The sequence below is a fragment of the Streptomyces deserti genome (genome assembly GCF_054782695.1).
The window spans coordinates 26,433-38,778 of record NZ_BAAGRZ010000019.1 but is presented as its reverse complement, the minus strand read 5'-3'; the positions used below and the strand labels follow the sequence as shown (position 1 = coordinate 38,778).

Genomic DNA, 12,346 nt, shown 5'->3' with positions numbered 1-12,346 from the left:
CATGGCAGTCCCCCGCCCCATACGTAAGCGAGCACCGGTGTGTTCAAGCGCCCCAGGAATTCTTCGAGAACTCTCACGAAGCTCCGGCCTCTCGGCCGCTGAGCCCCCGCCGGGCCCGGGGCGTCCGGCGGGGGTTCCGCCCGGTCAGCGGAAGGTGACGTCACTGCACAGGAAGTACGTCTGGTCCATGTGCGAGGCCTGCCAGATCGTGTAGACGACGTGGCGGCCGCTCAGGCCCGACGTGCTCACCGGGATCGAGTAGTTCTGGCTCGGGGCGTACTTGCCGGTGCGGGCGACCAGTTGGAGGTCGTTCCAGGTCAGCGGCTGGGTGGTGGGGTCGAAGCCCTGCCGGGTGACGTAGACCAGGAAGTAGTCCGCGCCGTGGCTGGCCTGGTCGTACAGCCGCACCGTGAAGTTGCCGCTGACGTCCGTGGTCTTCCAGGGGCCCACGGCGTCCAGGGAGTTGTAGCGGCCGCCCTCGGTCCGGCCGCCGCTGCACAGCTGCCCGTCGGGGACGACGGCCTGGAAGTTGCCGGCGGAGCCGTTGCGGTACAGGCCGTTCCAGTTCCACATGGCGTTCGGGTTGTCCTGCCACGCCTGCCAGCACATGGGGTCTTGCTGGGCCATGGCCGGGTTCTGGAAGTCGTTCCCCCAGCGCAGCCAGCAGCCGTAGTTGCGGGAGGCCGGGTCGACGACCGAGCCGTGGGCGCTGGCGGTGCCGCTCCAGGGGATCAGGCAGAGCAGGGCGGCGGCGAAAACGCTCAGGGCGAGCTTCAGCCGCGACCGGATACTGAGGACATGATCATGACAAACCATGATCTCCTTCTTTCGGGTGTGGGGGATGTCCGTTCCGTGCGGGGGATGTGCGTTTCCTCTTCGGGAGGTACGGGCGCTCCGCCTGTGCGGCACGAGCGTGGGAGCGCTCCCGCAGTGCACAGGCTGCGCCTCGCGCACGAGAGCGGCAACACTCGATTGCGCCACTTCTGCGCCCCCTGGCGCATTCGATGCGTTCGATGCCTTGGACGCGTTCGATGCCTTCGACGCGTTCGATGCCTTCGACGCGTTCGGCCCGGCGGCGGCCGTCAGAGCCGGCCGCGATCCTTCGTCGTGCGACCGAGGTAGGTGACGTGGCCGTCCCGCGGAACCGCCTCGATCTCGTGGAAGCCCACGCGGTCGTAGAAGGCCCTGGCCCGGGTGTTGGCGGTCCCCATGGCCAGGTGGACGGCCGGCACTCCCCTGTCGTCCAGGGCTTGGAGGAACGCGCGCATCAGTGCGCGGCCGTGGCCGCGGCCCTGCCACTCGGGCAGCAGGTCGATGTGCAGATGGGCCGGATAGGCGGCCAGTTCCGGCAGGACCATCCGCTCGGGGTGGTGCAGCAGCCGGACCAGCGCCTCCTCGGGGGTGCCCGGCGGCCCGGACGGCTCCGGGTAGCGGTCGGCGACCAGCGGCAGCCAGGCGGTACGGAACGCCTCGGCGAAACGGGCGGTGTCGGCGGTACCGAGGATGTAGCCGACCGCCTGCCCTCGCCCGTCGTCCAGGACGAAGGCCGACTCGGGCTCCAGATGGACGTACGGAGCCGCGAAGATCACCGGGAAGATGCCGGGGTCCGCGTAGAAGGGGCGGCTGTCCTGGCCGTTGTGCGCGGTGCGCACGCAGATGTCGTCGAGGGCCGGGCGGTCCTCGGCGCGGTACGGGCGGATGAAGGCAGGCGAGGCAGGCGTCGTCACCGCAGCATGGTGCGGGTCCGGGGGCGCACCCACAACCCGTTTCGAAGCACTTCGGCTGCCGCCGGAGGCGATGCGGCCGTGGCCGCGCATCCGAGCGGCGCGCGTCCGGTCCGGACAGGCAGGACGATCGGTTTCGGTGTGCCGCCGGCCGGCATCGACGGCGAAGACCTCAACGTCCTGGTCCGGGCGTCGTGGTTCAGCCGGGCGCCGAAGCGGCTCGCGGCGCGTCTCTGGCCACGGCGGAGGCGGCCGCCGACGCGCCCGGCGGCGATCTGCCCGACGGCGATCTGCCCGCCGACATCGGCAGGCCGACCGCCCGGGCCCTGTTCGGCGCGGGTCTGACGACGCTGGAGCAGGTGGCCCGGCGTTCGGAGGCCGGACTCCTCGCCCTGCACGGGGTCGGTCCGACGGCCGCGCGGATCCTGCCGGGGGCGCTGGAGCGGCGCGGGCTCTCCCTGCGGAGGTGACAGCCGACCAGGCCTCGGGTGTCTCACGGGAGTCCGGCCTCCGGTGGAGCGCCTGGGAGGCCTTGCGGAGCACGTTGTTCCTGTCGGCCGGCGCTCAGCCCATCAGTCCCGCGGCGACGGTCGCGCCGAGTTCCCAGCAGCGTTCGACGGCGGCCTTGTCCGGGTCGCCGGTCACGGTCACGGCGTCCGCCGTGCGGCGCCAGCCGAGGCCGGTGGTGATCGACTCGATGCCGCGTACCGCGCCCGTGACGTCGTTTCCGCCGTGCACCCAGTAGCCGAAGGGGCGGCCCCGGGTCGCGTCCAGGCAGGGGTAGTAGATCTGGTCGAAGAAGTGCTTGAGGGCGCCGGACATGTAGCCGAGGTTCGCCGGGGTGCCGAGGAGGTAGCCGTCGGCGGCGAGCACGTCGGAGGCGGTGGCGGACAGGGCCGGCCGCCGTACGACCCGGACGCCCTCGATCTCCGGCGCCGTGGCACCGGAGACGACGGCTTCGAACATCGCCTGGCAGTTCGGCGACGGCGTGTGATGCACGATCAGCAAAGTGGACACGGCCCGACACTGCCGTCCCGGGCCGTGTGACCGCAACCGGCCCCGCCGGCCCGGTGCAGGGCCGGCGGGGCCAGGGGCGACGTCCTGCCCCACGAGGACGACCGGCTGCGGGCGGTGCTGGAGGGTGGCGTGACGGGGACGTCACGCCACCGGCTGCGCGATACCGCTGTGCAGCACGTCCCGGGCCTGACGCAGCAGGTCGTTCAGGCGCAGGGCGAGGCGTGCCGCGCCGTCGTAGAGGTGCCGTACCGACTCCAGGCGCTCCAGCCGCGGGGCCAGGGCCGACAGGGCGATGGCCAAGGCCACGCCCGCCCAGGCGAGAGGGCCGAGCGGGGTGCAGCCGAAGAAGTGGCTGACGCCGGGGGTCTGGACGAGGGCGGCGAGGACGGCCGCGGAGCCCAGGGCCGTCGCCCACACCAGCGGGCTGTGGCGGCGGCCGGAAAGGGTCTGCACCAGCTGGGCGCCGACCACCCCGCACAGCGCCATGGTGGTCGAGCGGCGCTCGGTGCCGGGCGTGAGCCGGCCGAACAAGTACGCCGTGACCGCGCCCAGGCAGGTGGTCACGCCCCGGCGCCGGATCGCGCGCAGCAGGGGGACGCCGAGGACGTCCAGGCCCATCGGACCGGTCGCGGCGTGCCGGGCGGTCGCCGGGTCGTCGCTCGGGGTCACCGCCACCGCCATGGCCGGGAACATGTCGGTGAGCAGGTTGACCAGCAGCAGCTGACGGGTCGACAGCGGGGAGGCGCCGGCCAGCAGGGTGCCGAGCACGCTGAAGCCGACCTCGCCGGCGTTGCCGCCGATGAGGATGCTCACCGCGTCGGCGACGCTGCGCCACAGGGCGCGGCCCTCGACGACCGCGTCCACCAGTACGGACAGGTCGCCGGTGGTGAGCACCAGGTCGGCGGCGTTGCGGGCGGCCGCGGAGCCGCGGGACTCGACGCCGACGCCGACGTCGGCGGCGCGGATGGCGGCGGCGTCGTTGGCGCCGTCACCGGCCATCGCCACGACCCGGCCGGCCTGTTGCAGGGCCTCCACGACGTGCAGCTTCTGGTCGGGCGCGACCCGGGCGACGACAGCGGCGCCCCGCAGGGCACGGACGCGGTCGCGGCGGTCCATGGCGACCAGTTCGTCACCGGTGACGACTTCGGTCTCCTCCGGCCAGCCGAGCTCCAGGGCGATCGCACGCGCGGTCTCCGGGTGGTCGCCCGTGAGCATCACGGGCAGGATGCCGGAGCGGCGCAGCTCCGCGAGCAGGGCGTGCGAGGTGTCGCGCGGCACGTCCGCGAGGGCGACGAATCCGCGGAACTCCAGGTCGGCCAGCGGCGCGTCGAGTTCGGCGTCGACGTCCCGCTCCCGGCACGGCCGCTGGGCCACGGCCAGGACGCGCAGTCCCTGTCCGGCCAGCTCGTGGGCCGTCTCCGTCGCGTCGTCGGGCAGGTCCCGGCAGGCCGGGAGGATCGTCTCGGGGGCGCCCTTGACGACCAGGAGCTCGCCCGTGTCCCCGTCGCCGTCGCGGCCGACGGCCGCGGCGTAACCGCGGCGGGCCTCGAAGGGCAGCTCGCCGACCGGCGTCCAGGTCTCGTCGGGCGGTGCGCCGTCGAGGACCGCCTCGTCGGTGGCGTGCGCGACGCGGCGTCCCTCCCCCGTCTCCTCCTGCGGGCAGGCCCGTGCGGCCAGGCGCAGGAGCGGGACGGCCGGCTCGGCGTCCGGGGCGAGGACGGTGCCGTCGGCCGTGGCGACCCGGACCAGACGCAGTTTGTTCTCGGTGAGCGTGCCGGTCTTGTCGAAGCAGACGGTGTCGACCCGGCCGAGCGCCTCCAGGGTGCGCGGGGTGCGGACCAGGACACCGCGCCGGGAGAGCCGACGGGCGGCCGCCATCTGCGCGACCGTCGCGACGAGCGGCAGGCCTTCCGGCACCGCGGCGACGGCCACCGCGACACCGCCGCTGACGGCCCGTCGCACGGGGCTGCCGCGCAGCAGGGACAGGCCGGTCACCGCCGCGCCGCCGGTGAAGGTGACCGGCAGGGCCTTGCGGGTCAGCTCCTGCAGCCGGGCCTGCACGCCGGCGGGCGGCGGGGTGCGGGCGGCGAGTGTGACGGCACGGCCCGCCTCGGTGCGTTCACCGGTGTCCACCACGAGTGCGGTGGCCCGGCCCGCCACGACGGTGGTGCCCTCGAACACCATGCAGGTGCGCTGCGCCACCGGTACGCCGGGCGTCGCCTCGAGCGACTTGCTCACCGGCAGGGACTCGCCGGTGAGGGCCGACTCGTCGACCTCCAGCCCGTCCACGTCCAGCAGCCGTGCGTCGGCGGGGACGACGTCGCCGGCGCCGAGGCTGATCTCGTCGCCGGGCCGCAGGCGGGCCGCGTCGACGGTGACCGTACGGCGGTGACCGTTCTGTTTGCGTGCCTTCGGCTGCTGCCGGGCGGCCAGCCGGGCGAGCGCCTGCTCCGCGCGCAGCCGTTGCAGGCCGCCCGCCACGGCGTTGAGGTCCATGGCGCCGACGACGAGCAGGGCGTCGACGAGCGAGCCGAGCAACGCGGAGGCGACCGCGCCCGTGGCGAGGACCGGGGTGAGGGGATCGTCGAGCTCCCGGCGGACGGCACCGGCCGCCTGCCAGGTCCAGCGCGCGGGGGCCGCGACGGGGTTGCGGGCCAGCTGTGCCGCCCGCTGCCGCGAACGGTCGGCGAGCAGGGCGAGCCCGCTCAGCTCCTCGTCGATGCTGGTACGGCTCAGCCGGGCGCGTGCCTCGTCGGGTTCCAGCGCGTGCCAGGGGATGTGCAGCCGCGGCGGGGGCGGCGTGGCCCGGGCCACGCGGGCGGCCTCGAACAAGCCGGTGAGCAGGGCGTTGGCGGCGGCGAGGTTCACCGGCGCGTGCCGCGTGAAGGGCAGCCATCGGGGCGTGCGGGGCGGGCCGCCGCCGCGGGCGACCATGAGCCCGGACAGCGCGGCGCCCGCGCGGGCGAGCGTCTGCGAGCGGCGGCCGACGCGCCGGGCCGCCGGGATGGCGGTCAGCAGCCGCCATACGTCGGCCAGTCCGCCGGGGGCCAGTGCGTCGGCGCCCCAGGCGACGGCGGCCCGCGCGTCGGTGAGCGCGATGGCCACGTCACCGGCGGGCAGCCCGTCCGCCACGTCGTCGCCGCGGGTTGCGTCCAGGCGGGCCACGGTCACCACGCAGTGCCCGTCGTCCTGCAGGGCCCGTACGACGTCGCCGAACCGCCGACCGGCCGGGACGACCTCGTCGGCCAGCCGGGTGATGTCCTTCAGGTCGGAGCCGCCGGTGATCACGACGTGGAGTCCGGCCCTGCGGGCCGCGTCGAGGACGGCCTCGGCGAACGGGTCGACCGGGTCGTCGGTCGGGTCGCCGGGGGTGCAGTCGTCCGGCCTGTCCCGGTTGCGCAGGGCGTCGGCGTGCAGGACGAGCGAGTCGGCGATCTCCAGTTGCCGCAGCCGCTCCGCGCTGCGGACCAGGATGCCGGAGCGGGCGAGGAAGGTGCCGAGGGCGGCGCTGAAGGCGGCCGGGCCGTAGCGGGCGGCCTTGGGGGATCCGGCCAGGACGGCCTCGGCCGCCTCGTTCGGGTCGTGCATGACCAGCAGGGTGGCGAGGGCGCCCGCGAGGCTGCCGGTGCTCGCGTGGGCGGCGTACTCCTTGGCGGGGGTGACCCGCAGCGGCGGCCGGGTGTGCGGCGGGCAGGGCAGGCTGGTGCGGTCCTCGAGGCAGACGTCGTCGTGCAGCGCCTCGAAGGCGGCGGCCCTGGCGACCGCTTCGGTCAGCTGACCGGTGCGCAGCAGTCCGTCGAGGACCAGCGACACCGGCGACTGTCCCGCCCCGTGCACCGCGGCGTTGGTGGCGGCGAGGATCAGTTCCCGGCCGGTACGGCCGAACCGCCGCCTGAGCAGCGCGCGGAAGCGCGGGTTCTCGCGCAGCAGGGTCACCGTCGCGGTGACCATCCGCGGGGAGGGCGGAAGGCGCAGGGACCGGCCGACCAGGGCGCCGGCCGCTCCGGCGGCGTCCAGCACCAGTGCCGCGCCGGCGACTCGCACCTCACGCGGGTCGCCCGGGTGGACGGCCTCTTCCTCGGCCTCCGGTTCGGCGCCCTCGCTCAGCCCGAGACGGGCGGCGAGTTCACCGGCCCGCTCGGTCACGCGGTCGGTGGCCGCCTCCTCCACGGCGGTTATCACCAGACGGGACAGCCCCTCGTCCCAGTAGGCCGCCAGTACGTCCGGATGGTCGAGCAGTTCGGTGGCCACCTTGCGGGCCAGGGCGGCCACGTCGCCACCGGGGCGCCGCAGCGCCACGTGGACGCGGTGCCCGGCCCGCCAGTGGGTGTCGGCGCCCAGGGCGTTGCGGGCGACGTGCCGGACGCGGCGCGTGGTGTCGTAGGCCGACGTCACCCCCTGGGCGGTGGTGCGGGCGGCGCCTGCGGCCGCCCCTGCCACGGCCCCGACCAGCGGGGCCACCTCGAAGCGTGTGAGCATCTCCTCTTGTCCCGACTCAGCCGGTCTACCGGTCGCTGCCGGCGGGCCGGCCGTTGTTGTGCCCGTGCCGATGGGCCGTGTCCGGGCCCGGGTGTTCGGCGTGTGTTCCGTGGTGTGCCGTGGCCTCCGCGACCTGCTTCAGCGCCGACGCGGTCGCGGTGTCGCCGACCTTGGCGGGCTGTTCGTGGACGTGGTGGTGTTCGGGCCGGTCGTGGCGGAAGTGGGCGGACTCGAGCTTGTCGCCGGCGCCGTAGCGCGTCGACCGCTCGGCGCCGGGGCCCTCGCCCGTACCGCCGGCCGCTGCGGCCGAGGCACGCTCCTGCTCGGTCGCGGTGGGCTGCGTACCGCCCTGTGGTGACCGGTCGTCCGGCCGCTGCCCGGGCCGCGGCTGGGTCAGCCAGGCGACGGCCGCGCCGGTGAGGGCCACCGGCCACTCCACCACACCGGCCACACCGAGTACGCCGGCCCCGGCGTAGACAGCCATCCGGCGGCCGCGCGGGGAGACCGCTCCGATGCGGTCCAGGGCGTCACCGGCCGCCTTGCCCACCTGTTCCGCTCCGGGCACGTGTCGCAGGCCGGAGGCGACGGCTCGCAACGGCTGGGGAAGATCCGACGAACGTTCCTTCACCTGGTTCATGTCGACCTCCACGAGCGCGTCACCTGAGGGCATAATTCGCTTTCCCCGCTTTATGCCCCATATTCGGCCTTTGGCGGGCGGAGCGCTTCTCTTCTTCCCGGCATCCCGCCCACAGGCGAGTGCGGAGTACCCCCTTCTCGTCACCTAATCCGCCGAACACGCCGCCGTCATCGATTCGCCCCTCAGACGACCGTCTGACCGTCGTGCACACCGCCCATGCGGCGCATGGTGGACGGGGCCGAGCCGTCACCCGTGGCCTCGACGACGACCACGCCGCCGCCCGCGACGCACTCGCTCGCGGTGACGTCCGCCGGGGCGGCCGCGGGCGCCCGTGCCGTTCCCGCGGGTGCACGGGGAATCCCCGTGCACCCGTCCGCTGCCTGCCCCTAGTCGCCCAGGGCGTCCAGCACGTCGCCGAGGTCGACGAACTTGAAGCCGGTGGCGGCCCGGTCGCCGTCGCCGGGCGTGTCGTGGCCGTCCTGTACGACTACGACGAGGAGGCCGTTCGGGAACCTGCTGCCGAGGGGCTGGTTCAGCGCGGCCGCGCCGTCGCACTCCTCGGAGCCGTCGAGCGTCGCCGACGCCGCGGTGACCCGGAAGCCGCCCTCGTACTCGTTGTCGTCCGCGCGCTCCCGGTCGTAGGCGGCGAAGGTGTCGTCGCCCTGGCTGGAGGCCAGCAGGTAGCCGTCGCCGCCTGGCTCGGTGACGAGCGTCAGCCCCTCCACGTCGGCGGACAGGCGGGTCCCGCCGTAGCCGGGGTCCGTGCCCGCCACGCACTCCTCGGTCGCCTCGTCGTAGGTGCCCGGCACGCCGTACTCGCGGACCTTGTCGACCAGCTGCGGAGCGGTCGTGAGGTCGGCGCGCAGGCGCCAGATGCCGACGTCCTCCTGCCCGGCGTAGAGGGTGCCGCTCTCCGGGTCGACGACCATGCCCTCGACCTGGGGCAGTTCGCCGGGTTCCGCGCAGGGCGACCAGGACGTGCCGTCCGGCAGGCGGAAGGAGGCGGGCAGGTCCAGGGTGCGGAGCTTGCGGTAGCCGACCGTGCCGTGCGCGGTGGGGGTGAGTTGGAGCAGGGCGATCGAGGTGCGTTCGCGCCGGCTGACCAGGGCGTAGGAGCGGCCGGTCGCCCGGTCGGTCCAGGTGGCCAGGCCGTAGGCGGTGCGCTGGTCGTTGATCTCGGCCTGGTCGGCGGAGAACACCGGCGCGGCGGCGGGGTCGGTGACGTCCGTGAGGGGGCGGCCGGGGGCGTGCGGGTCGATGCGGTAGATGCGCAGGCGGTCGTTGCCGCGGTCGGTGGTGACCGCGACGTCGGCCCGGCCGGTGCCGAGCTTCAGGCCGCTGACGAGGTCGACGTTGTTGAAGCGGCCGGGGGCGTCGTCGGCGCCGGGTCCGGGCGGGGCGGGGATCGACTGGACCAGGCGGGCGTCGAGGTCGTAGACGCGCAGGCCGCCCTCCTTGGCGGTGGCGACGACCAGGCTGCGGCCGGGGTCGGCGGCGTTGCGCCAGACGGCGGGGTCGTCGGCGTCGGCGTTGCCGCCCGCCGCGTCGTCGTACAGGGTGGCGGTCTCCGCGCGGGGCGGCACGGCCGGAAGGGCCGCGTCGCCGGCCGCCGCGGCCGGTACGGCGGACAGGACGGTGAGTGCCGTGCCGAGGGCGAGGGCCCTGACGCGGCCCGTGCGATGTCTGGTCACGCGGAAGCTCCTTGAGTCGGTGACATGACAAAACAGCGGCTGATCCTGGTGGGGTCGGCAGACGCCGGGCGGGCGTCGGTGTGAAGAGCGTGCGCCGTGCCGGCGAACATTCCGCGCGGCCACCGAGGAGGCGCTCGCCGCCGGCGGGGTGCGCGTGCACTGGGTGGAGAACTTCGCCTGGTCGCACCTGGCGGGCGGCGAGGTGCACTGCGCGACGAACGCCCTGCGGGACACGTCCGGTGGGGTGCCGTGGTGGGTGACGGGCGGCCCGGGCCGGCCCTGACCCGAAGGGGGGCAGGGCCGCCGTGCGGTCCCGCAGGGCGGCCTCGCGCGGTGGGAGCGGGGGCGTACGGGGCCGACGGCAGGCCCTTGGCGGCCACTGGTGGCAGGCGCCGGTGCCGGAGCTCGCGCCGGTGCCGGAGCTCGCGTCGGTGTCGGAGCTCGCGTCGGTGACCGGGTGCGGGCCTGCCACGGGACCACGGGCCTCGGGTGACGGGTGGTATGCGGGGAAGGCGACCGCGGCGCCGGTGCCGGCGGCGAGTTCGCGCAGCACGTGGTCCGGGGTGTCGGCGCTGGCGAAGACCGGGCCCGCGCGGGTCGGACCTGCCGCCGGCACCGGCCAGGTCCGGACCCGCGTCGTCCACCCGGTCCAAGTCACCGGATCTCTCCTGGTGATCCTCTCTCTGCACGGCCGAGGCCGGAGAGGCAGAGCGGGTTCGCGGTTGCCTCGGTGCGGGCCTGCGCACACATTGCTGACATCGAGAGCCCTCGATCGGCGTGATGACCCGTGTCGGAGCGGGCGCGCCGGGTACTCAAAGCTCGCACACAGCCCGTCCCGGGCCCGGAAGCCCCAGGCAGAGGACCGTATCGGTCGGCGAAGGAGTGGTCATGACGCAGAACGGCGATGACGCGGCGCTCGCCCCGCGCCTCGGAATCCCCGACCTCCGCCTGGCCCAGGACACACCCGGTAACACGCCGGCGCAGGATCCGTCCGAGGAGCCGGAAGAGCTCCTGCCCCGCGACCGCAACCAGGCGATCCTCGAGGCGGCCAAGCAGGTCGGCGCCCTGCTCAAGCGCAAGGGGCACCTGTTCGCGCTGGCCGGGAGCGTGGCCGCGTACGCGCACGGCGGCGAGAAGAACCTGCAGCACGACGTCGACTTCTGCATCAGGCCCGAGGACGCGGAGGCGGTGGCCGCCACGCTCCGGGAGGCCGGCCTGACGGTGTACACGCCGCCGGAGGACTGGCTGCTGAAGGCCACCTGCTTCGGGCAGCCCGTCGACATCATCTTCGAGCTGGCCCACCGGCCCGTCAGCACGGAGATGCTCGACCGCACGGAGGAGCTGTCGGTCGAGTCGGTGCGCATGCCCGTGCTGGCCCCGACCGACCTGCTGTGGAGCCTGATCGCCGCGTTCTCCGAGCACCACTGCGACTTCGGCGCGGTGCTGCCCATCGCACGGGCGCTGCGCGAGAAGGTCGACTGGGAGCAGGTGCGGAGCGACTGCGGGGACGAGCCCATGCCGGCTGCCTTCTTCTTCCTCCTGGAACGCCTGAACGTCATCGCCCCGCAGAAGGAGCACCCATGAGCAACCACGGCGCACAGCACGCAGGCGGCACCGCGGCGGGCCCGACCCTGGACTATCGCGTCGCCCACCTGCAGGACCACCTCGCGAGCGGGGACCTCGGTGAGCTGGGCGTGCGGGTCGAGGTGCGCGGCGATGCCGTCCTGCTGACCGGCACCGTCCCCTCGGCACAGTGCCGCGACGAGGTGCTGCGCCTCGCCCGGGAGGAGCTGGTCGGGCACCCGGTGCACTGCGACATCGTGGTCACCGACTCGTCCTCACCCGACCACGCGGAGGAACTCGCATGATCCGGATCGCCGCCGTCGGAGACATCCACATGGGCCCCGACAACCAGGGCCTGCTCCGTCCCGCCTTCGAGACGCTGCCCGAGTGTGCCGACGTCCTGCTGCTGGCCGGGGACCTCACCCGGCACGGCACGGTGGAGGAGGCCCGGGTGGTGGCCCGGGAGATCGAGGGTCTCGGGGTGCCGGTGGTCGCGGTCCTCGGCAACCACGACCACCACGACGACCGGGGGGATGAGGTCACGGCCATCCTCGAGGACGCCGACGCCCGGGTCCTGGAGGGGCGCGGAACGACGGTCGTGGTCAACGGGGAGACACGGATCGGCGTGGCCGGCACCAAGGGGTTCGGCGGCGGCTTCGTCGGCCGCTGCGCCGGGGAGTTCGGCGAGCCGGTCATGAAGGAGTTCGTCCGGCACTCGCGGCGGTGCGCCGACGGCCTGCGCGAGGCCCTGGAGCAGCTGGACGCGGACGGCTGCGACGCGCGGATCGCCCTCACCCACTACTCCCCCGTCCCGGAGACGCTGGCCGGCGAACCGCTGGAGATCTACCCCTTCCTGGGCAGCTATCTGCTGGCCGAGGCCATCGACACGGCCGGCGCCGACCTCGCGGTGCACGGGCACGCGCACGCCGGCACGGAGCACGGCATGACGAGCGGCGGGGTGAAGGTGCGCAACGTCGCCCAGCCGGTCATCGGCCGGGCCTTCCACGTCTACCACCTGCCGGTGCGCGAACCCGTGACGACAGGAGCGTCCCCCGGAGCGGCCACCGGCTGACACGCCGTACCGCACCCGACCCGTCCGCCGCCGGCTTACGCCGGCGGCTTCTTCTTGCCCTGAGGCCGACGTGATGCCCCAGCAGGTGTGCTGCTCCCCGCGCGAGTTCGACCTCACCGAGCCGGCCGGGGTCTGCATGAATCCCGCGTGCCCCACCTGAGGC

The 12,346-nt window shown here is 74.4% G+C and carries 10 protein-coding genes and 1 pseudogene; 5 read left to right on the top strand and 6 right to left on the bottom strand.

Annotated features, from left to right (window positions below):
• Window positions 1–144 precede the first annotated feature (144 nt).
• Together ACYVMZ_RS26680 and ACYVMZ_RS26675 are read right to left on the bottom strand one after the other, a co-directional pair.
• Window positions 145–816, bottom strand: coding sequence for a lytic polysaccharide monooxygenase auxiliary activity family 9 protein (locus ACYVMZ_RS26680; RefSeq protein WP_461083941.1), 672 nt, complete (start codon window positions 814–816; stop codon window positions 145–147).
• 266 nt (window positions 817–1,082) lie between these two features.
• Window positions 1,083–1,727 (bottom strand): GNAT family N-acetyltransferase, encoded by a 645-nt coding sequence (locus ACYVMZ_RS26675; protein WP_461083939.1) that lies wholly within the window; start codon window positions 1,725–1,727, stop codon window positions 1,083–1,085.
• Window positions 1,728–1,918: 191 nt separating this feature from the next.
• Between ACYVMZ_RS26675 and ACYVMZ_RS26670 the strand changes: the two genes are divergently transcribed.
• Window positions 1,919–2,194 carry a helix-hairpin-helix domain-containing protein gene (locus ACYVMZ_RS26670; RefSeq protein ID WP_461083937.1) on the top strand — a complete coding sequence of 92 codons (276 nt, stop codon included), beginning with the start codon at window positions 1,919–1,921 and terminating at the stop codon, window positions 2,192–2,194.
• Between the two features lie 94 nt (window positions 2,195–2,288).
• Here ACYVMZ_RS26670 and ACYVMZ_RS26665 read toward each other — a convergent pair whose 3' ends face one another.
• The 4 genes from ACYVMZ_RS26665 to ACYVMZ_RS26650 all read right to left on the bottom strand — a co-directional run bounded on the left by ACYVMZ_RS26665 (window position 2,289) and on the right by ACYVMZ_RS26650 (window position 9,548).
• Complete coding sequence (locus ACYVMZ_RS26665) at window positions 2,289–2,741, bottom strand: flavodoxin family protein (RefSeq protein WP_461083935.1); 453 nt, start codon at window positions 2,739–2,741, stop codon at window positions 2,289–2,291.
• Window positions 2,742–2,882: 141 nt separating this feature from the next.
• The gene (locus ACYVMZ_RS26660; RefSeq protein WP_461083933.1) at window positions 2,883–7,220 is read right to left on the bottom strand and encodes an HAD-IC family P-type ATPase; all 4,338 of its coding nucleotides are present in this window, start codon (window positions 7,218–7,220) and stop codon (window positions 2,883–2,885) included.
• 25 nt (window positions 7,221–7,245) lie between these two features.
• Entirely contained in the window at window positions 7,246–7,857 is a 612-nt protein-coding gene (locus tag ACYVMZ_RS26655) for a hypothetical protein (RefSeq protein ID WP_461083931.1), read from the bottom strand.
• Between the two features lie 386 nt (window positions 7,858–8,243).
• A complete protein-coding gene (locus ACYVMZ_RS26650) occupies window positions 8,244–9,548 on the bottom strand; it encodes a phytase (RefSeq protein WP_461083929.1) in 1,305 nt (434 codons plus the stop codon).
• A 118-nt stretch (window positions 9,549–9,666) separates the two neighbouring features.
• Here ACYVMZ_RS26650 and ACYVMZ_RS26645 point away from each other — a divergent pair.
• The 4 genes and pseudogenes from ACYVMZ_RS26645 to ACYVMZ_RS26630 form a co-directional block, all read left to right on the top strand.
• Window positions 9,667–9,831, top strand: a pseudogene (locus ACYVMZ_RS26645) (protein-arginine deiminase family protein); the annotation flags it as partial.
• 605 nt (window positions 9,832–10,436) lie between these two features.
• Window positions 10,437–11,132 (top strand): nucleotidyltransferase family protein, encoded by a 696-nt coding sequence (locus ACYVMZ_RS26640; RefSeq protein ID WP_461083927.1) that lies wholly within the window; start codon window positions 10,437–10,439, stop codon window positions 11,130–11,132.
• The gene (locus ACYVMZ_RS26635; protein WP_461083925.1) at window positions 11,129–11,416 is read left to right on the top strand and encodes a BON domain-containing protein; all 288 of its coding nucleotides are present in this window, start codon (window positions 11,129–11,131) and stop codon (window positions 11,414–11,416) included. Before ACYVMZ_RS26640 ends, ACYVMZ_RS26635 begins: the two co-directional genes overlap by 4 nt.
• The gene (locus ACYVMZ_RS26630) at window positions 11,413–12,183 is read left to right on the top strand and encodes a metallophosphoesterase family protein (RefSeq protein ID WP_461083923.1); all 771 of its coding nucleotides are present in this window, start codon (window positions 11,413–11,415) and stop codon (window positions 12,181–12,183) included. Before ACYVMZ_RS26635 ends, ACYVMZ_RS26630 begins: the two co-directional genes overlap by 4 nt.
• Window positions 12,184–12,346 lie beyond the last annotated feature (163 nt).

Bases quoted from the DNA above. Each gene is read 5' to 3' on its own strand.
- ACYVMZ_RS26680 (WP_461083941.1), bottom strand. From the start codon at position 816: ATGGTTTGTCATGATCATGTCCTCAGTATCCGGTCGCGGCTGAAGCTC.
- ACYVMZ_RS26660 (WP_461083933.1), bottom strand. From the start codon at position 7,220: ATGCTCACACGCTTCGAGGTGGCCCCGCTGGTCGGGGCCGTGGCAGGG.
- ACYVMZ_RS26655 (WP_461083931.1), bottom strand. From the start codon at position 7,857: ATGAACCAGGTGAAGGAACGTTCGTCGGATCTTCCCCAGCCGTTGCGA.
- ACYVMZ_RS26640 (WP_461083927.1), top strand. From the start codon at position 10,437: ATGACGCAGAACGGCGATGACGCGGCGCTCGCCCCGCGCCTCGGAATC.
- ACYVMZ_RS26635 (WP_461083925.1), top strand. From the start codon at position 11,129: ATGAGCAACCACGGCGCACAGCACGCAGGCGGCACCGCGGCGGGCCCG.
- ACYVMZ_RS26630 (WP_461083923.1), top strand. From the start codon at position 11,413: ATGATCCGGATCGCCGCCGTCGGAGACATCCACATGGGCCCCGACAAC.